Below are 18,995 nucleotides of genomic sequence, written 5' to 3' on the forward strand. Positions count from 1 at the left end.
CGGCACGTCGGCGCGGCCACGATGAGCCGGGCGGACCGGGGCACCCGGGCCATGCACCAGGCACTGCCGCCAGCGTTGCGCGACGCTATCGACGACTTCGCCGAGCACCTGTCCCGGGTCCGTAACCGGTCGGCGCACACCGTCCGCGCGTACGTCACCGATCTGGTCTCGCTGTTCGACCACGCCGTCCGGATGGGCTGCGTCGACCTCGCCGAGCTGGACCTGTCGGTGCTGCGCAGTTGGCTGGCGCGGCAGCGCACCACGGGTGCCGCTCGCACGTCGTTGGCCCGGCGGGCCGCGTCGGCGCGGGCATTCAGCGCCTGGGCACACCGGGCCGGGCTGCTCCCCGCCGACGTGGGCGCCGCACTGGCCAGCCCTCGCGCGCACCGGGAACTGCCCAGCGTGCTGCGCGCCGACCAGGCCGCCGCTCTGGTCGAGGCACCGTCCCGGCAGGCACCGCCCACGGACCAGACGCGCACGGACCCAGAACTCCCGGACCAGACGCGCACGGACCCAGAACTCCCGGACCAGACGCGCGCCGACCCAGAACTCCCGGACCAGGCGCGCGCCGACGCAGTGCGGACGGACGCGGCGGCCGGGCCGGCGTCGGGTGCAGCGGAAGCGGCCGAGGCGGTGCCGCTACGGGACCGGGTGCTGCTGGAGTTGCTCTACGCCACCGGCGTACGGGTCAGCGAGGCGTGCGGGTTGGACGTCGGCGACGTCGATCACGGCCGGCGGGTGATCAGGGTGTTCGGCAAGGGCGGGCGGGAGCGCTCGGTGCCGTACGGGGTGCCCGCCCAGCGGGCGTTGGACGACTGGCTGCGCCAGGGCCGCCCGGCGATGGTGGGCGCCCGCTCGGGCGACGCGCTGCTGCTGGGTGCCCGGGGTGGTCGGCTCAACCCGACGACCGCGCGTCAGATCGTCGGTGCGTACGCAGAGACCACCGGACTGCCCCGGACCAGCCCGCACGATCTACGCCACTCCGCGGCCACCCACCTCCTGGAGGGTGGCGCGGACCTGCGTGCGGTGCAGGAGCTGCTCGGCCACTCGTCGCTGGCGAGCACGCAGATCTACACCCACGTCTCGGTCGAACGGCTGCGTGCCGCGTACCGGCAGGCGCACCCGCGCGCCTGATCAAGGGCCGTTAGGCGCCCGCGCCTGATCAAGGGTCGGAGGGCGCGCGAGCGAGGCGGTTACGATCATCAAGTGAGCGTCCCGAATCCTCCTGAGCCGATCCCGGGCGCCCGTCTGCTCTTCTCCCTGGACCCGGCGGTCAGCCACCTCAACCATGGCTCGTTCGGCGCGGTGCCGATCGGCGTGCAGCGCGCCCAGCAGCGGCTGCGCGACGAGATGGAGGCGAACCCGCTGCGTTTCTTCACGCAGGGGCTGGTCGACCGGATCGCGCACACCCGCCGGCACCTGGCCGGGTTCCTGGGCGCCGACCCGGACGGCAGTGCCCTGGTGGGCAACACCACCACCGGCGTCGCCGTGGTGCTCCAGTCGGTGGGCCTCAAGGCCGGCGACGAGGTGCTGAGCACCGACCACGGGTACGGGGCGGTGAGCCTGGCCATCCAGCGCGAGTGCCGTCGCACCGGCGCGGTCAGCCGGGTCCTGCCGATCCCCCTGGCCGCCACCGACGAGCAGATCGTGCAGAGCATCCGCGCCGGACTGCGCCCCGGGCGGACCCGGCTGCTCGTCGTCGACCAGCTCACCTCGGCCACCGCCAAGCTCTTTCCGACCGCCGCCATCGTCGCGGTGGCCCGCGAACACGGCGTGCCGGTCCTGGTGGACGCCGCGCACGCCCCGGGCATGCTGCCCACCACTGTTGCCAGCATCGGCGCGGACTTCTGGGTGGGCAACCTGCACAAGTGGGCGTACGCCCCGCGCGGGACGGCCCTGCTGGCTGTGGCACCGCAGTGGCGGGACCGGATCGAGCCACTGGTGGTGTCCTGGGAGCAGGAGTCGGGTTTCCCGGCCCGGCTCGAGTGGCAGGCGACGCTTGACTACACGCCCTGGTTGGCCGCCCCGGCGGGCCTGTTCACCATGCGCGGTCTCGGCGTCGACCGGGTGCGGGCGCACAACGCGGCGCTCGCCGCGTACGGCCAGCGGGTGGTGGGGGACGCCCTGGGGGTGGCCCCCGCCGATCTGCCCGACCCCGGTGGGCCGGGGGTGGCGCTGCGCCTCATCCCGCTGCCGGCCGGCACGGGCACCACTATCGACGCGGCGCGGGCGTTGCAGGCGCGGATCGGTGAGCGGCTCGCCGCCGAGGTGGCGGTGATGAGTTGGAGTGGTCGGGGGTGGCTGCGACTCACCGGCCAGGTCTACAACGCCGCCGACGAGTACGAACGGCTGGGCGCACGGCTGCCGGCACTGCTCGCCCAGCGCTGACCTGACGGCCGGAAGCGGACACCGGGACCGGACCGGCCGGGAGCAGACGCACCGGGCTGAGGCCGAGCAGGGCCAGCGGGTCGAGATACTCCTCGCCCCGGCGTAGGCCCCAGTGCAGGCACGCCTCGGCCGGGCACCCCGGATGCCCGCGCAGCAACTCGCCCAGCGGAGCGCCGGCGGTGACCGGCTGGCCGGGGCGTACGGCGGGTTGGACCGGTTCGTGGGTGGTTCGTAGCCCGTCAGCGTGCCCGACGGTGACCACCGGTCGACCGGCCACCAGGCCGGCGAAGAGCACTGTGCCCGGCCCGGCGCTGCGGACCACCGCTCCGGCGGGGGCGGCCAGGTCGACGCCGCGATGGCCGGGCAGCCACGGTCGCGGCGGCCTGTCGAACCGGCGCACCGGACGGGGTGGCCCGTCCACCGGCCAGCGGAACCGCCCGGCGGGCACCGGGTCGACTGCCAGCACGGCCAGGCCAGCGACCGGCACGCTCGGGGCCGCGACCGGCTCCGCCAGGGCCGCGGCCGGCACGGTCGGGGTCGGTGGTTGGCCGGGCACCGCCGCTATCAGCACCGCCAGCCCGCAGAGCTGGACGGTCAGTGCGAGCGGGAGCGCGGCGCAGAGCAGCAGCGTGCGGCGGATCGAACGGACGGATGGCTCTCGCATGACGCCAGCCTGCTGCCGAGGCGGGGTCGTCCGCCGGCCCTGCCGACGGGGCTGTGGACAACCGGAGGTGCTGTGGACGACCACCCGATGCCCTCGATGATCTGCTATGCCGGGAACGGCGGGACGCTGTCCACGGCCGTCGCGCGAACGCCGCCGTACCTCCGGTGCCGTTTTCGGGCCGCCACGGAGGGCCTAGGCTGGGCCGCGTACGGCGGGTGCCGCCGTCTGTGCCGGGGAGGCCGCATGACCACTCTCGATGACCGGACGCCGTCCTCCACCGGGCCCACCGTGGCCGACGTCAGCGGCCCGTCCCGGCTCGCGGAGCCGGACGAGACGATCAGCGCCGAGGAGTTGCAGCTCGCGGCCCGCAACCACGGCATCCCGTTGGAGGCGCTGCGCTACGACGTCACACCGGCCGGGTTGCACTACCTGTTGATCCACTACGACATCCCGGAACTCGACCCGGCGACGCACACGTTGACCATCGGCGGCGCTGTGGACCGTCCGTTGACGCTCACCCTCGCCGACCTGCGCGAGCGGCCCCGCGTCACCCGGCAGGTGACACTGGAGTGCGCCGGCAACGGGCGGGCCCTTCTGCACCCCCGGCCGGTCAGCCAGCCGTGGCTTGTCGAGGCGGTCGGCAACGCCGAGTGGACCGGCACCCCCCTCGCTCCGCTGCTGCGCGAGGCGGGCGTCGACCCGGACGCGGTGGACGTCGTCTTCACCGGCGCCGATCACGGCGTGGAGCGCGGAATCGAGCAGGACTACCAGCGGGCGCTTCCGGTCGCCGACGCGCTGCGCGAGGAGGTGCTGCTGGCGTACGAGATGAACGGCGCTCCCCTGCTGCCGCAGCACGGCGCGCCGCTGCGGCTGATCGTGCCGGGCTGGTACGGCATGGCGCACGTGAAGTGGGTCCACTCGATCGAGCTGCGGACCGCGCCGTTCGAGGGGTACCAGAACGCGGTGGCCTACCGGGTACGCCGCGACGCCGACGACCCGGGCGTGCCGGTGACCCGGATCGAGCCGCGGGCGCTGGTCCGCCCGCCCGGCTTCCCCGACTTCATGTCCCGCCGTCGAGTGCTGCGACAGGGCCCGTGCACGCTGGATGGTCGGGCCTGGTCGGGGCACGCTCCGGTGGTCGCCGTGGAGGTGACCACCGACGGGGGCCAGAGCTGGACGCCGGCCGAACTGGACCCGACGGACGCGGGGGACTTCGCCTGGCGGCGCTGGCGGCACGAGTGGGTCGCCACCCCCGGCCGGTACGTGCTCGGCGCGCGGGCTACCGACGCGTCCGGGCGAACCCAGTCGGTCGAGCAACAATGGAATCGTGGCGGCTTCGCCAACAACATGGTGCAGCGGGTCGAGGTCGTGGTGCCGGCCGAGTGATCGGCGGCGGGTGTCACGCCACGGGTGGGGGGCCCGTGGCACTGCCCGGCGGCTCGGGTGCGCTCAGCCGCCGAAGCCGGAGTCGGCGGGCAGTGAGATGTCGGGCTTCTCCAGCTCCTCGACGTTGACGTCCTTGAAGGTCATCACCCGGACGTTCTTCACGAAGCGGGCGGGACGGTACATGTCCCACACCCAGGCGTCGTGCATCTCGACCTCGAAGTAGACCTCGCCGTCGGAGTTACGCACGTGCAGGTCGACCTGGTTGGCCAGGTAGAACCGACGCTCCGTCTCCACCACGTAGGAGAATTGGCGGACAATGTCGCGGTACTCCCGGTAGAGCTGCAGCTCCATCTCGGTCTCGTACTTCTCGAGATCTTCCGCGCTCATCGCACTCCGCCTTCCATGGCCACATCTTCCCCCACCGGCGTCGGAGGCCGAGGCTGCTCGCCCAACGCCACGCCGACGGTACCCCCTGACGCCCACGAGCGCTCCATCGGCTCATCCAGGCCGTGACCGCCGGGCCGTCGGGCGCGCGGCGGCCGGCCGTCGCGGCCGGAGACCGCGGCGACATTGACGTACGAGAACCGGTGCTCCCGGCACGGCCCGTGCTCCCGCAGCGCCGCCGAATGCTCCGGGGTGATGTAGCCCTTGTGCTCGGCGAAGCCGTACGCCGGGAACACCCCGTCCAACTCGACCATGAGCCGGTCCCGGGTGACCTTGGCCAGCACACTGGCAGCCGCCACACACGCGGCCACCCGGTCGCCCTTCCACACCGCCAACCCGGGCACACCCAGGCCGTCCACGCCGAACCCGTCGGTCAGCACGTACTCCGGGCGGGTGGTGAGCGAGGCGAGCGCCCGGCGCATCGCGGCCAGGTTGCACACGTGCAGACCCCGGGCGTCGACCTCCTCGGCCGGGATGACCACCACGGCGTACGCGAGCGCCCGGTCCACGACCTCCGCGTACACCCGTTCCCGGCTGGCCGGGGTGAGAAGCTTCGAGTCGGCCAGCCCCTCGATCTCGCCGCGCCGCCCCTCGGGCAGCACCGCAGCGGCGGCGACCAGCGGACCGGCGCACGCCCCGCGGCCCGCCTCGTCGGCGCCGGCGACGTGCCGGAAGCCACGGCGCTGCAACGCCCGCTCCAGGGCGTACAGGCCCGCCTCGCGGCGCACCACAGTGCGCGGCGGGGTCAGCACGACGCCTCTCCCCGGCCGGCGGTGCTCGACTGCCCCAGTCGGGTCAGCAGGGCGGGCAGTTCGGGCGGGTAGAACCGGTCGCCGCTGGCCGCCAGCTCAGCCGGAACCCACCAGCGGTGGTCGGCGATGCTGCGTCGCTCGATGTCGTTGAAGCCCGTGGTGTCCACCCGCCAGGAGTCCACCCGGAAGAGGAAGAAATCCTGCTCCTGGCGGTACCAGATGCCGTCGAAGGAGAACTCGGTCGCGTCGGACCAGACCGGCTCGCCCAACTGGGCCGGGTCGAGCCGCAGGCCGGTCTCCTCGGCCAACTCCCGGGCCGCGCCCGCCGCCGGGGACTCCGACGGATCGAGCCCGCCGCCGGGAGTGAACCAGTAGCGGTGCCCGGGTCGGGCCGGATCGAAGCCCTCGAACAGCAGGACCCGGCCGGCCGCGTCGACGAGCAGCACGCGAGCCGCGCGTCGAGGGGTGTAGGCACGGTCGCCACTGCTCGCGGCTGCGGGGCTCGCAGGCTCACTCCTCGCGCTCACGGTCACCGCACCAGCCTGCCAGACCGACGACGGATCGCCCACGCCCCGTCGGCCTACGGCTTGGGAATGCCGTCGAACCCGTCGGGCACCGTCAGCCAGGTGGCCCGGTTGACCGGCCAGAAGACGGTGAACGCCCGCCCGACCACGTCGTCCTCGGGGATGGTGGCCTCGGTGATGTTCTGCCCGGACTGCTGCCAGTGCTCCAGCGAGTCGCCGGAGGCCGACCGGTGGTCGCCCATCACCCACAGCCGGCCCTCCGGCACGGTGATGTCGAACTCCTGGTCGGCGGCCTTGTCGCGAATCCCGTCCATGGAGAAGATGTACGGCTCGTCCAGCGACTTGCCGTTGATCATCAGCCGTTCCTCGGGGTCGCAGCAGACCACGTGGTCGCCGGGGATGCCGATCACCCGCTTGATGAAGTCCTCACCATCGGGGTTGCCGCTCCACGCGGTCGGAGCCTTGAACACGATCACCTCGCCGCGGTGCGGTGACCGGAAGTCGTAGACAAGCTTGTTGACCAGCACCCGGTCATCGATCTTGAGAGTGTTTTCCATGGACGGGGATGGGATGAAGAAGGTCTGCAGCACGAAGGCGCGGACCAGCACCGCGACCAGGATCGCCACACCCAGCAGGATCGGCAGCTCCTTCCAGAAGGAGCTGCGCGGCTTGTCGGTCTGCTCGTCAATCACGCCAAGGAGCCTACGTTGCCCGGCTGGACGCCACCGTCCGGAACGCGCGGGAACCCCGTAGCGCGGCTGCCAACGGAAGCATCAGCAGCACACCGCCCTGCGGGGTCGGTCGCGCCGGAGGCGCAGCGGTGGACGCCGTGGCCGGCCCGGAGACGTCCTCGAACGTCGACGGCACCGACAGCGCGCTCCACCGCGACGACGGCCAGACCACCATGAAGGCCCGCCCGACCACGTTGTCGATCGGCACCGGCCCCTGGCAACGCGCGTCCTGGGAGACCTCGCGGTGGTCACCCATCACGAAGATCTGACCGGGTGGCACGACGATCTCGTCGAAGCGCCGGGAGCGACACTCCGCCGGGTTGGGTGGCAGGTCCAGGGGTGAGTCCCGCAGGACGTACGACTCGTTGAGCGGGATGCCGTTGACTGTCACCCGGCCCTGGCTGTCGCAGCACTTGACCCGGTCACCGGGGAGACCGATCACCCGCTTGATGAAGTCCTTCTCACCGGGGCGGCTCACCCCGACCAGGTCGCCGACGGTACGGGCGAGCCGGCCGCCGACGCCGGGCTTCGGCTGCTCGTCGACCTGCGGCGCCCAGCGGTCGGTGCCCCGGAAGACCACCACCTCGCCGCGCAGCGGGTCACGAACGTCGTAGACGACCTTGTTGACCAGCACCCGGTCACCGACGAGGAGGGTGTCCTCCATCGAGCCGGACGGAATGAAGAACGCCTGGAGCAGGAAGGTGCGGATCAGCACCGCGAGGCAGAACGCGACCACCAGCAGCAGCGGCAACTCCTGCCAGAGAGGCATCTGCCGGCGGGTGCGGCGAGCCCGTCGGCGCCACGGATCGACGGTGCCGTCCTCGTCAAGCGTCTGCACCACGCCACTCCCCGGTCCGCAGAAAACACCACCGCCCGGGAGCCTCGTCGAGGCTCCACGGGCGGTAGTGGACAACTACCCGCCACCTGGGCGGGACCGCCGCCTCGCTGCGCCCGTATCGACCAGGGTAATGCGCTCTGGTCGGTACGGCATACGCGCAGCTCGGGCGGCGTGGCGAGCGGGAAGTCAGCTGGGCTGCTTCTCCCGCTTCTCCTTGATCTTGGCCTTCTTGCCGCGCAGCTCGCGCAGGTAGTAGAGCTTGGCGCGACGCACGTCACCGCGGGTCACGACCTCGATCCGGTCGATGCCCGGGCCGTTGAGCGGGTAGGTCCGCTCGACGCCGACACCGAAGCTGACCTTGCGGACCGAGAAGGTCTCGCGCAGACCGTCACCCTGGCGGCGGATCACGACGCCCTGGAAGATCTGGACACGGGACCGGTTGCCCTCGACGACGCGGGCGTGCACCTTGACGGTGTCACCGGCCCGGAAGTCGGGAAGGTCGGTCCGCTTCGACTGGGCGTCAAGGGCGTCCAGGATGTTCATCGCTGCGTCCTCGTAAGGCTCACGGCGCACCGTCACTCGGTGCGCGGGTGGGTGATTCTGATTCCCGGGTGGTGATCGGCGGACCGACCCCGGTCGGGGATCCTCGCAGCCGACCGCGGGCGCGGACGGATGCGGCAACCCCCCTACTTTGCCACATCCCCCGGCGGAGGTTGAAATCCGGCCTGGTCCAGGGCCGCGATGTCCCGTTTGTCGAGCCGATCGGCCGGCAACGCGGCCAGCAGGTCCGGCCGGCGGGCGGCCGTGCGCAGCAGACCCTCCTCACGCCGCCAGCGGGCGATCTTGCCGTGGTCACCGGAGCGGAGCACCTCCGGCACGTCGTGCCCACGCCAACTCGGCGGCTTGGTGTAGATCGGCGCCTCCAGCAGCCCGTGCGCGTGCGACTCCTCGTCCAACGAGCCCGCGTTGCCCAGCACCCCCGGCAGCAGCCGGGTGACCGCCTCCAGCATCACCAGGACCGCGACCTCGCCGCCGAAGAGCACGTAGTCACCGAGCGAGACCTCGGTGACCGGCATCCGGGTGGCGGCGTGCGCCAGGACCCGCTGGTCGATCCCCTCGTAGCGGCCGCAGGCGAAGAGCAGATGCGACTCGGCCGCCAACTCGTACGCCATGGCCTGGGTGAAGGGGGCACCGGCCGGCGACGGCACCAGCAGCCTTGGCGGTGGGGCGTCGACCGGCGCGAGGGCGTCCAGTGCCTCACCCCACGGCTCGGGGCGCATGACCATTCCCGGCCCGCCACCGTAGGGGGTGTCGTCGACGGTGCGGTGCACGTCGTGGGTCCAGGTCCGCAGGTCGTGCACGGCGAGTTGGAGTACGCCGTTGGCCCGCGCCCGTCCGATCAGCGACAGCTCCAGCGGGGCGAAGTACTCCGGAAAGATCGACACGACGTCGACGCGCATGTGCGGGCTGGTCCTAAAGGTCGAGCAGGCCGGCTGGCGGGTCGACGATCACACGTCCGCCGGCCAGGTCGACCTCCGGAACGATCGCCCGGACGAACGGGATCAACGCGATACGCCCCTCGGGGCGCCGCAGCACCAGCAGGTCGGACGAGGGCGCGTGGTCGATGCGGGCGACCTCGCCCAGGTGTTCGCCGGCCGGGGTCACCACAGCCAACCCGACCAACTGGTGGTCGTGGAACTCCTCCGGGTCGTCCGGTGGGGTCACGTCGGCGCTGTCCACCACGAGCAGCGTCCCGCGCAGAGCCTCAGCGGTGTTGCGGTCCGGGATGCCCTCGAACGCGATCAGCACCCGACCCTGGTGGAAGCGGGATTCCTCGATGGTCAGCTCCGCGGGAACCCGGAACGGCACCCCGGGCTCGTCCGCAGGTGTCGCCCCCGGCTCGGTGCCCAGCACGGTGTTGCGCGCAGGCGGGGGTGTCGCCCCCGGCTCAGTGCGCAGCACTGTGCCGGGGGCGAACCGTGCCTCGGGCTCGTCGGTCCGCACTTCCACGGTGACCTCACCGCGGACACCGTGCGGCTTGCCGATCCTGCCGACGACGAGCTGCATCAGTACGAGTCGACGATGTCGACGCGAACCCCGCGCCCGCCGATGGAGCCGATCACCTGGCGCAGCGCCTTGGCGGTCCGGCCGGACCGCCCGATCACAGTGCCAAGGTCCTCGGGGTGCACGCGGACTTCGAGCCGCTTGCCCCGACGGGAATCGACAAGCCGCACCCGGACGTCGTCCGGGTGGTCGACGATGCCCTTGACCAGGTGCTCCAACGCCGGACGCAGTGGCATGTCAGGCCTGCTCACCGGCGTCGGCAGCGGCCGGCGCCTCGGCCGGAGCCTCGGTCTTCGGAGCCTCGGCCGCCGGAGCCTCAGCGGGAGCCTCGGTCTTCGGAGCCTCGGCAGCCTTGGCGGCCTTCTTGGCCGGCTTGGCCGGGGTCTCCGGGGCGAGCCCGGCGGCGGCCTTCGCCTCAGCCTCGTACGTCGCCTTGCGGTCGGCCCGCTCGGGGGCGACCAGGAGCGGCGGCGGGGCCGGCAGGCCCTTGTACTTCTGCCAGTCACCGGTCAGCTCGAGCAGCCGCTGCACCGCCTCGCTCGGCTGAGCGCCGACGGACAGCCAGTACTGGACCCGCTCCGACTTGACCTCGATGATCGAGGGGTCTTCCTTGGGCTGGTAAATCCCGACGAACTCGATCGCCCGACCGTCACGCTTGGTGCGGGAGTCGGCGATGACGATGCGGTACTGCGGGTTGCGGATCTTGCCCATCCGCAGGAGCCGGATCTTTACGGCCACAGTTGTTTCGCTCCTGTTGCGATCTCACCGGCCCAGGCGGGCGGTGTGCATGGGTGAGCGCCGACCGGACCCGTGGGGTTGGGCCGGAGACTACTCGGTGGACTGGCGACGTGCCCGGGTTAGAGGGCGCCGGACGCGCGCCGGATACCAGCGACCCATTCTGCCAGATCCGCTGCCGATCGCACGCATCGGACCCGGACACCGCATCGTGGGTGAGCTGGAACACGACTCAACGCACCGGCGGACGGTCCCATCCCGGCGGAAGCTTGTCCGGTACGCCCCACTCTGGTGGGGGTGTGAAGTCACACCAGGTGCCGTCGAACGGGAACTCGCCAGCCTCGGCGAGCGCGATCACCCGCTCCCCCTCGGCGCGGACCGCCTTCTCGTCGGTCACCCAGTAGTCGGCGCCGAAGGCGAGCCGCTCGACGAACTCGCCCTCGTCCTTCCACTCCCAGCTGCGGTCCGGCCACACCACCACGTCCAGGTCCTGGTCCACCACGTCGACGCCGGCAACCGAGCCGTCGTCCCAGCGGACACCGGGCTCCTCGAGGTTCACGTACCAGTGGGCGAACCGGCCCTGGGCGTCCCGGAACCACCAGACGGAGTGCGCCGCCCCGGTGGGCAGGAACTTCAACAGCGGCGGGCCGTTCCAACGTCCCTCCGCCAACCGGTACGTCGACGAGATCCACTCGGCGAACGGCATCGCCCGCATCCCCAACCCGGCCTCGGTCACCTCGTGGGCCACCGGCGAGTCCCGGGCGATCCAGACCAGCAACCCTCGATCGTCGTCGCTGACCACGCGGGCCGGCCGGACCCACCCGATCCGGCCGTGCCGCACGTTCCGATGCATGATCAGCCGACCCGGCGCGAACCGGTCGACGGGGTTGCCCGGCCGCACCTCAGTAGGCGCGGGCGAGGATGGCGACGAGATCCGGCTCGTCCTCCGAGTCCGGTACCGAACCGTCGGCGCGCAACAGGCAGCGCACAGTGACGCCCTGGCCGTTCGCCTCCGCCTCACCGGCGACGCCGATCGCCGACCATGGCACCCGCGCCCAGCCGGTCGCGGCGGCCTCGATCGCCTCGGCCAGGGTGGCCACCTCCACCGTGCGGGACTCGCGGTTGGCCAGCGCCTGGTCGTGCAGCACCTGCTGGTCGGTCTCCAGGGCGGCCAGCACCGCGGTGATCACGTCCGCCACCGGCGTCGGGGTCTTCGAGCCGTCGGTCCGACGCACCACCGTCGCGTTGCCCACGGCCAGGTCACGGGGGCCGACCTCGACGCGTACCGGATAGCCGCGCAGCTCGGCGTCGACGGCCCGGCGGCCGAACGGGGTGTCGGTCCGGTCGTCGAGCGCGACCCGGACACCGGCGTCGCGCAGGCCGTCGCGCAGCTTGGCCGCCGCCTCGCCGACGCCGTCGCCGTCCTTGACGATCATGACGTACGCCTGGATCGGCGCGAGCCTCGGCGGCACGCGCAGGCCGTTGTCGTCGCCGTGGGCCATGATCAGGCCGCCGAGCATCCGCGTGGACGTGCCCCAGGAGGTCGTCCAGGCGTGCTCCCGGCCGCCCTCCTTGGAGGAGTAGCTGATGTCGAACGCCTTGGCGAAGTTCTGGCCCAGCTCGTGGCTGGTGCCCAGCTGCAACGCCTTGCCGTCGCCCATCATGCCTTCGCAGGTGTACGTGGCCGTCGCCCCGGCGAAGCGCTCGCGCGTCGTCTTCAGGCCGACCACCACCGGAATGCCGATCACGTTGACCATCAGGTCCTCGTACGCCTCGTGCAGGATCCGCCGCGCGTACACCCGGGCGTCCTCACGGGTGGCGTGCGCGGTGTGCCCCTCCTGCCAGAGGAACTCGCTGGTACGCAGGAAGATCCGCGGACGGAGCTCCCACCGGACCACGTTCGCCCACTGGTTGAGCAGCAGCGGCAGGTCCCGGTACGAGTCGATCCACTTGGCCATGAACTCGCCGATGACCGTCTCGCTGGTCGGACGCACCACCACCGGCTCGGCCAGGGGCTTGCCACCACCGTGGGTGACGACCGCCAGCTCCGGCGAGAAGCCCTCGACGTGCTGCGCCTCGCGCTTGAGGTAGCTCTCAGGGATGAACAGCGGGAAGTACGCGTTCTCCGCACCCGCCGCCTTGATCCGAGCGTCCATCTCCGCCTGCATACGCTCCCAGATCGCGTAGGCGGCCGGTCGGATGACCATGGTGCCGCGAACCGGGCCGTTGTCGGCCAGCTTCGCCTTGGCGATCAGGTCCTGGTACCAGCGGGGGAAATCCTCCGCACGGGGAGTGAGCACGCGTGCCATGACCGCACATCCTATGCGCCGCTCGTCAGGGTGGTGCGCTCGGGCGCGGCATCGTCGGCATCCGCCGTCAGGACCTTCCTCGATCGGCACGCCGGAGCGGCTCGCACCCCCGAGCCCGAGGCCCCCGATCTGGCACACCGGGCCCCGAACCGGGTGCGCCGGGTGACCCGACACCGGCAGCCGACCAGCCCGATCGCCGACCGGTCCGGCCGACACGCCGGCCTACACTTCGACCACCATGATTGAGCAGAGGAGCCCTACGCCGGTCCGGACCGGCATCGTCGACGCCGCCCGCGCGCTGACAGTCGCGACCGGATGGGACGGCGTCCGGATGGGTGCCGTCGCGAACGCCGCCGGGGTGAGCCGACAGACCGTCTACAACGAGTTCGGCAGCAAGGCAGGGCTGGCCGAGGCGCTCGCCCGCGCCGAGGTGGACCGGTTCGTCGGCGCCGTCCGGACCGCTCTGCTCGCCCACGGCACCGACGTACGCGCCGGCGCGTACGCGGCTATCGCGCACACCCTCACCACCGCGGCCGAAAACCCGCTGATCAAGGCGATCCTGACCAGCGCCCGGGGCGGCTCGGACGAGCTACTGCCGTACCTCACCACCCGGGCCGAGATGGTGCTCACCGAGGCGTCCGGCGCTCTGATCGACTGGGCCGGCGACCACCTGCCCGGAGCGGACCACGCCGCGCTGGCCTTCGCCGCCGACACCATCGTCCGCCTGGTGGTCAGCCACATCGTGCTCCCCCGTGAACCGATCGAGCAGACCGCCACGTCCCTCGCCGACCTTGCCGTACACCTCTTCAGCGCCGCCGCCCGCCCAGCCCCCTGACCCCGCGGCGGGCACCGCGCAGGCCGCTCGCGCGTCCCCGCAGCCCGGGCACCCCGCACACCCGCCCGGCACGTCCCCGCACCCCGCACACGCCGCGCCCCGCGCGTTCCCGCACACCCGCGCGTTCCCGCACCATGCACGCCGCGCGCCCGCGCGTCCCCGCACCCCGGGCACCCCGCACCCCCGCGCACCCCACACGCCCGCCCGCGCGTCCCCGCAGCCCGGGCACTCCCGCAGCCCGCACCTCGCACCCCGCACCCCGGCACCCCGCACCCGGCACCCCGCACCCCGCACCCCGCACCCCGCACCAAGATCCGAGCAACTTGCCGGATGTTGCTGCCTCAGGCGCGCGGGAGACAGCAACATCCCCGATGTTGCGCGGGTTTTGATCTCGCCGAACACCAAGATCGCGCTCGATCCTGGATGTAGGGGCCTCGGGGTTCGGGGATGCCACTACAACCTGGATCGAGCACGATCTTGCGCCGGGCCGGGCCGCCTCGCGCCGCGTAGGGCCGGGTCGGGTCGGGCCACGCCACGCCACGCCACGCCGGGCCGCGCCGGGCCGGGCGGCGGGCCGGGCCGGGCCGGGCGGCGGGCCGGGCCGGCACGACACGGCCTGCACGGTCCGCACGGTCAGGCTCGGCCGGCGCCACACCGGGTGGCGGGGCGCCGGCGGGGGTCAGCGGATGACGCGGCCGCGGAGGATCGTGCGCGACGGGGCGCGGACCACGCGCAGGTCACTACGGGGGTCTTCGGGGTAGACGGTCAGGTCGGCGAGGCCGCCTTCGACCAGGCCGGCGAAGCCGAGCCACGCACGGGCGCCCCAGGAGGCGGCGGCGAGTACGTCGGTGGGCGCCATGCCGGCCCGTTCGTGCAGCAGCAGCATCTCCTCGGCGGCCAGCCCGTGATCGATGCCGCCGCCGGCGTCGGTGCCCACGTAGATGGGCACCCCGGCCTCGTGCGCGGCACGCACCACCTCGGGGAAGCCGTCGCGCAGCGCGAGCATGTGGTCGGCGTACCCGGGGAACTTGCCCCGCGCCTGCTCGGCGATGCCCCCGAAGGTCGCGATGTTGATCATCGTGGGGACCAGGGCGGTGCCCTGGCGGGCCATCTCGTCGATCAGGTCGAGGCTGAGCCCGGTGCCGTGCTCCACCGAGTCCACCCCGGCCCGCACCATGATCTCGACGGCCGATTCGGAGAACGTGTGCACCGCGGCGCGTACCCCGGCGTCGTGCGCGGCCCGCACGGCGGCGGTGAGGGTGTCCGCGTCCCAGGCTGGCGCCAGGTCACCGACGCCCCGGTCGATCCAGTCGCCGACCAGCTTGACCCAGCCGTTGCCGGCCCGCGCCTGCGCGGCCACGGTGGCGGCCACCTCGGCCGCGTCGACCTCCACGCCGATGTCGCGCAGGTAGCGCTTCGGCGGGGCGACGTGCTGGCCCGCGCGGGCCAGTCGCGGCAGGCCCGGCTCGTCGTCGAGTTCGGGGTACGGGTACGGCGAGCCGGCGTCCCGGATCGCCAGCACCCCGGCGTCCCGGTCGACGTGGGCCAACGCGCGGGCCTGGTCGAGCGAGGTGATCGGGGCGCCACCTCGGGCGATGCCGATGTGGCAGTGCGCGTCGACCAGCCCCGGCAGCACGAAGCCACCGTCGACGACGGTCTCCGCGCCGGGCACCGGGGTGAAGGTCACCCGGTCGCCGACCAGCCAGAGATCCCGTACCTCGTCGTCGGGGAGCAGCACGCCGCGCACATGAAGAGCCATGCGCACAGTCCTACCCGATCACTCCCCGTCGGGGGCGAGCAGGTCGTCCTCGACCCGCACGGAGGTCAGCGGGGGCGGTTGTCGCCACCCTTGCCGAGCTTGTTGAAGTCGATCTTCGGGAGCTTGAAGCCGGGCGGCAGGCCCTGGCCGCCAGCGAGGTCGTTCGGGTCCATCCCCGGCGGGAGCTGCGGCATACCCCCCGGGAAGCCCGCGGGCATCCCGGCGCCGGCGCCGGTACGCGGGCGACCGCCACCCTTGGTGCCCTTGCGCTTGTTCTTCGGCGACTTGGTCGCCTTGCGGCGGCCACCGCCGGGCAGGCCCATCATGCCGCCCATCTGCTTCATCATCTTCTGCGCGTCGGCGAAGCGGTTGAGCAGCTGGTTGACGTCCATCACTGTGACCCCGGAGCCGTTGGCGATGCGCGCCCGGCGGGAACCGTTGATGATCTTCGGGTTGGTCCGCTCGCCCGGGGTCATCGACCGGATGATCGCGGTGACCCGGTCGAAGTGGCTGTCGTCCAGCTCGGCGAGCTGGTCCTTCATCTGCCCCATGCCGGGCATCATGGCCAGGACGTTGGCGATCGGGCCCATCCGCCGCACCGCGATGAGCTGGTCGAGGAAGTCGTCCAGGGTGAACTGCTCACCGCCCATCAGCTTGGCGGTCATCTTCTCCTTCTGATCGGAGTCGAAGGCCTGCTCGGCCTGCTCGATCAGAGTGAGGACGTCGCCCATGCCGAGGATCCGGCTGGCCATCCGGTCGGGGTGGAAGACGTCGAAGTCCTCCAGCTTCTCACCGGTGGAGGCGAAGAGGATCGGCTGCCCGGTGACCTCGCGGACCGACAGCGCGGCACCACCACGGGCGTCGCCGTCGAGCTTGGAGAGCACCACACCGGTGATGCCGACGCCGTCGCGGAACGCCTCAGCGGTGCGGACGGCGTCCTGACCGACCATCGCGTCGATGACGAAGATGACCTCGTCCGGCGAGACCGCGTCGCGGATGTCGGCGGCCTGCTGCATCATCTCGGCGTCGATGCCGAGCCGGCCGGCGGTGTCGACGATGACGATGTCGCGTGCGGAGCGCTTCGCGTGCTCGATCGACGCGCGGGCCACCTGCACCGGGTCACCGGTGCCGTTGCCGGGCTCCGGGGCGTACACCTCGACACCGGCCCGGCCACCGAGCACCTGGAGCTGCCCGACGGCGTTGGGACGCTGAAGGTCGGCGGCGACCAGCAGCGGCTGGTGCCCCTGGCCCTTGAGCCAGCGGGCCAGCTTGCCGGCGAGGGTCGTCTTACCGGAACCCTGGAGGCCTGCCAACATGATCACGGTCGGCGGCTGCTTGGCGAACTGGAGCCGTCGGCCCTCGCCGCCGAGCACGGTGATCAGCTCTTCGTTGACGATCTTGATGATCTGCTGGGCCGGGTTCAGCGCCTGGGAGACCTCGGAGCTGCGCGCCCGCTCCTTGACGGCCGCGATGAAGCCCTTGACCACCGGCAGCGCGACGTCCGCCTCCAGCAGCGCGAGGCGGATCTCGCGCGCGGTGGCGTCGATGTCGGCGTCGGTGAGCCGCCCCTTGCCGCGGAGCTTGGTGAAGATCCCGGACAGGCGGTCACTCAAGGTGTCAAACACGCGAACATCCCGTTTGTCAGTGTTCCGGCGGGCACAACGCGGCCGGCACTGCGGAGTCCGGCCACCGCTAGGGTAACCGCCCGGCCGTAGGGCCGCTGTCGCCCGGCCCGGGCCTCACCCCGACACCAACCCCGACTGGTACGCGAACACGACGAGCTGGGCCCGATCCCGGGCTCCCAGCTTGCCCATCGCCCGGCTGACGTGGGTCCGCGCGGTCGCCGGGCTGACCACCAACCGTGCGGCGATCTCCTCGTTGTTCAGGCCCTCACCGACCAGGCCGACGACCTGCCGCTCCCGATCGGTCAGCGCCTCGAGTCGGGGGTGCGGACGAAGCACCCGGGACGGCCGGGTCGCGAACTCCCGCACCACCCGACGGGTCACCGACGGCGACAGCAGCGCCTCCCCCTCGGCGACGAGCCGGATCGCGCGCAGCAGCTCAGCCGGTCTGGTGTCCTTGGTGAGGAACCCGCTCGCACCGTGGCGCAGCGCGTCGAAGACGTACTCGTCCAGCTCGAAGGTGGTGAGCACCACCACCCGCGTGCCGGTCAGGTCGGGGTCGGCGACGATACGGCGGGTCGCCTCGATGCCGTCGATGCCGGGCATCCGGATGTCCATCAGCACCACGTCCGGCCGTTCCCGACGGGCCAACTCGACAGCCCGCAGCCCGTCGGACGCCTCACCGGCCAGCGCCAGGTCGTCCTCGCTCTCCACCAGCGCGCGCAGCCCGAGCCGGACCAGGTCCTGGTCGTCGGCGATCAGCACCCGGATCACGTCGTCGGCTCCACGGGCAGCCCGGCGTACACCCGGAACCCGCCCCCGGCGCGCGGCCCGGTGCTCAACCGCCCGCCCAGCGCCGCGACCCGCTCCCGCATCCCGGCCAGACCGTGGCCACCCTCGTCGTCGGCAGGAGCCGTCCCGGGGCGGCCGGCACCCACCCCCCGGTCGGTGACCTCGACCGTCACCTCGTCGGCGCGGTAGCCCACCGTCACCTCCGCGCTCGCCACCCCCGCGTGACGCAGCACGTTCGTCAACGCCTCCTGCACCACCCGGTACGCGGCCAGGTCGACAGCGGCCGGCACCTCCCGGGGGTCCCCGACCACGCGCACCTCGACGGCGAGCCCCGCCCCGGCGAGCCGGTCGCGCAGCGCGGGGAGCCGGGCCAGGCCGGGTACCGGTCCGCGCTCCGCGCCCCGCCGCACCGCGCCCAGGGTGACCCGCAGCTCGTCCAGCGCCTCGCGGCTGGTCCGGCTGATCGCGGTCAGCGCCACCTCCGCCTGCTCCGGCCGCTTCGGCAGCAGGTGCAGGGCGATCTCCGCCTGCATGCTGATCGCGGCCAGCCCGTGCCCCACCACGTCGTGCACCTCCTGCGCGATGCGCAGCCGCTCCTCGTCGGCCTGCCGTCGCGCCTGCTCAACTCGTCTGCGGGCCTCTTCGGCACGGGTACGCGCTGTCGCCTCACGGCTCACCCGCACCACCACCCCCACCGCGAGCGGTACGACCACCCAGGCCGACGCGGGCAGCACTCCCGTCCAACCCGGCGCCGGCCCCTGCCCGAAGAAGACGTGCGCCAACAACAGGACGAACGCCCCACCGGTGGCGAGCGCCGCCGGTCGCACCGGCAGCCGCACGGCCACTGTGTAGACCGCGACCAGGAACGTGACCAGAATCGGCCCGTACGGGTAGCCGGTCAGCAGGTACGTCGAGGTGGCCACTGTGACCACGGCGAGGGCGGCGACGGGGGAGCGCCGCCGGACCAGCAGGGCGAGCGCGGCGACGGCGATCAGCGCCCGACTGGCGGCGTCCACCGGCCTGGACCCTGGCTGGTTGTCCCCGGCCAGGCCGGTGGCGAGCAACCCGAACCCGAGCAGCACCAGGGCCAGCGCGGCATCCGCCGCCACCTCCGGCCACCGCCACTGCCCGCCCTGTCGCATGGCCGTCATT

The 18,995-nt window shown here is 72.6% G+C and carries 21 protein-coding genes; 4 read left to right on the plus strand and 17 right to left on the minus strand.

What is annotated here, in order from left to right:
- Window positions 1-21 precede the first annotated feature (21 nt).
- Together OG992_RS13755 and OG992_RS13760 are read left to right on the plus strand one after the other, a co-directional pair.
- On the plus strand, window positions 22-1,134 hold the full coding sequence (locus OG992_RS13755; RefSeq protein ID WP_266303413.1) for a tyrosine recombinase XerC: 1,113 nt from the start codon (window positions 22-24) through the stop codon (window positions 1,132-1,134).
- 72 nt (window positions 1,135-1,206) lie between these two features.
- Window positions 1,207-2,388, plus strand: coding sequence for an aminotransferase class V-fold PLP-dependent enzyme (locus tag OG992_RS13760; RefSeq protein WP_266303414.1), 1,182 nt, complete (start codon window positions 1,207-1,209; stop codon window positions 2,386-2,388).
- Here OG992_RS13760 and OG992_RS13765 read toward each other — a convergent pair.
- Complete coding sequence (locus OG992_RS13765; protein WP_266303415.1) at window positions 2,309-3,052, minus strand: murein hydrolase activator EnvC; 744 nt, start codon at window positions 3,050-3,052, stop codon at window positions 2,309-2,311. The genes OG992_RS13760 and OG992_RS13765 overlap by 80 nt on opposite strands.
- Window positions 3,053-3,295: 243 nt before the next feature.
- Here OG992_RS13765 and OG992_RS13770 point away from each other — a divergent pair, with 243 nt between their 5' ends.
- Window positions 3,296-4,438 (plus strand): sulfite oxidase, encoded by a 1,143-nt coding sequence (locus OG992_RS13770; RefSeq protein ID WP_266303416.1) that lies wholly within the window; start codon window positions 3,296-3,298, stop codon window positions 4,436-4,438.
- A gap of 63 nt (window positions 4,439-4,501) precedes the next feature.
- Here the strand turns inward: OG992_RS13770 and OG992_RS13775 are convergent, their stop codons facing one another.
- The 12 genes from OG992_RS13775 to proS form a co-directional block, all read right to left on the minus strand.
- The gene (locus tag OG992_RS13775; protein ID WP_007075222.1) at window positions 4,502-4,825 is read right to left on the minus strand and encodes a DUF2469 domain-containing protein; all 324 of its coding nucleotides are present in this window, start codon (window positions 4,823-4,825) and stop codon (window positions 4,502-4,504) included.
- A complete protein-coding gene (locus OG992_RS13780; protein ID WP_238686884.1) occupies window positions 4,822-5,634 on the minus strand; it encodes a ribonuclease HII in 813 nt (270 codons plus the stop codon). The genes OG992_RS13775 and OG992_RS13780 overlap by 4 nt, the downstream gene beginning before the upstream one ends.
- Entirely contained in the window at window positions 5,628-6,161 is a 534-nt protein-coding gene (locus OG992_RS13785) for an NUDIX hydrolase (RefSeq protein WP_266305203.1), read from the minus strand. The genes OG992_RS13780 and OG992_RS13785 overlap by 7 nt, the downstream gene beginning before the upstream one ends.
- Before the next feature lie 53 nt (window positions 6,162-6,214).
- A complete protein-coding gene (lepB, locus tag OG992_RS13790; RefSeq protein ID WP_238686885.1) occupies window positions 6,215-6,850 on the minus strand; it encodes a signal peptidase I in 636 nt (211 codons plus the stop codon).
- Between the two features lie 10 nt (window positions 6,851-6,860).
- On the minus strand, window positions 6,861-7,730 hold the full coding sequence (gene lepB / locus OG992_RS13795) for a signal peptidase I (RefSeq protein ID WP_266303417.1): 870 nt from the start codon (window positions 7,728-7,730) through the stop codon (window positions 6,861-6,863).
- Window positions 7,731-7,913: 183 nt separating this feature from the next.
- Window positions 7,914-8,270: a 50S ribosomal protein L19 gene (gene rplS, locus OG992_RS13800; protein ID WP_030335223.1), complete on the minus strand. Its 357-nt coding sequence runs from the start codon at window positions 8,268-8,270 to the stop codon at window positions 7,914-7,916.
- 143 nt (window positions 8,271-8,413) lie between these two features.
- Window positions 8,414-9,187, minus strand: a complete 774-nt coding sequence (gene trmD / locus OG992_RS13805; protein WP_266303418.1) for a tRNA (guanosine(37)-N1)-methyltransferase TrmD — start codon at window positions 9,185-9,187, stop codon at window positions 8,414-8,416.
- A 13-nt stretch (window positions 9,188-9,200) separates the two neighbouring features.
- Window positions 9,201-9,794 (minus strand): ribosome maturation factor RimM, encoded by a 594-nt coding sequence (gene rimM / locus OG992_RS13810; protein ID WP_266303419.1) that lies wholly within the window; start codon window positions 9,792-9,794, stop codon window positions 9,201-9,203.
- Complete coding sequence (locus OG992_RS13815; protein ID WP_186718042.1) at window positions 9,794-10,054, minus strand: RNA-binding protein; 261 nt, start codon at window positions 10,052-10,054, stop codon at window positions 9,794-9,796. The genes rimM and OG992_RS13815 overlap by 1 nt, the downstream gene beginning before the upstream one ends.
- Window positions 10,029-10,529: a 30S ribosomal protein S16 gene (rpsP, locus tag OG992_RS13820; RefSeq protein WP_091400275.1), complete on the minus strand. Its 501-nt coding sequence runs from the start codon at window positions 10,527-10,529 to the stop codon at window positions 10,029-10,031. The genes OG992_RS13815 and rpsP overlap by 26 nt, the downstream gene beginning before the upstream one ends.
- 229 nt (window positions 10,530-10,758) lie before the next feature.
- Window positions 10,759-11,379 carry a DUF402 domain-containing protein gene (locus OG992_RS13825; protein WP_266303420.1) on the minus strand — a complete coding sequence of 207 codons (621 nt, stop codon included), beginning with the start codon at window positions 11,377-11,379 and terminating at the stop codon, window positions 10,759-10,761.
- 49 nt (window positions 11,380-11,428) lie between these two features.
- On the minus strand, window positions 11,429-12,835 hold the full coding sequence (gene proS / locus OG992_RS13830; RefSeq protein ID WP_266303421.1) for a proline--tRNA ligase: 1,407 nt from the start codon (window positions 12,833-12,835) through the stop codon (window positions 11,429-11,431).
- 238 nt (window positions 12,836-13,073) lie between these two features.
- Between proS and OG992_RS13835 the strand changes: the two genes are divergently transcribed.
- The gene (locus tag OG992_RS13835; protein WP_266303422.1) at window positions 13,074-13,670 is read left to right on the plus strand and encodes a TetR/AcrR family transcriptional regulator; all 597 of its coding nucleotides are present in this window, start codon (window positions 13,074-13,076) and stop codon (window positions 13,668-13,670) included.
- Window positions 13,671-14,349: 679 nt separating this feature from the next.
- On the opposite strand, the gene OG992_RS13840 is transcribed toward OG992_RS13835, so the two are convergent.
- From OG992_RS13840 to OG992_RS13855, 4 genes are all read right to left on the minus strand, one after another.
- Window positions 14,350-15,429, minus strand: a complete 1,080-nt coding sequence (locus OG992_RS13840) for an amidohydrolase family protein (protein ID WP_266303423.1) — start codon at window positions 15,427-15,429, stop codon at window positions 14,350-14,352.
- 65 nt (window positions 15,430-15,494) lie between these two features.
- Window positions 15,495-17,054 carry a signal recognition particle protein gene (gene ffh, locus OG992_RS13845; RefSeq protein WP_238686666.1) on the minus strand — a complete coding sequence of 520 codons (1,560 nt, stop codon included), beginning with the start codon at window positions 17,052-17,054 and terminating at the stop codon, window positions 15,495-15,497.
- 114 nt (window positions 17,055-17,168) lie between these two features.
- Window positions 17,169-17,825: a response regulator transcription factor gene (locus tag OG992_RS13850; protein WP_112678685.1), complete on the minus strand. Its 657-nt coding sequence runs from the start codon at window positions 17,823-17,825 to the stop codon at window positions 17,169-17,171.
- Window positions 17,822-18,985 (minus strand): sensor histidine kinase, encoded by a 1,164-nt coding sequence (locus tag OG992_RS13855; RefSeq protein ID WP_266303424.1) that lies wholly within the window; start codon window positions 18,983-18,985, stop codon window positions 17,822-17,824. Before OG992_RS13855 ends, OG992_RS13850 begins: the two co-directional genes overlap by 4 nt.
- Window positions 18,986-18,995: the final 10 nt, after the last annotated feature.

The sequence above is a fragment of the Micromonospora sp. NBC_00362 genome, assembly GCF_026342155.1.
GTDB classification, from domain to species: Bacteria; Actinomycetota; Actinomycetes; order Mycobacteriales; family Micromonosporaceae; genus Micromonospora; species Micromonospora hortensis.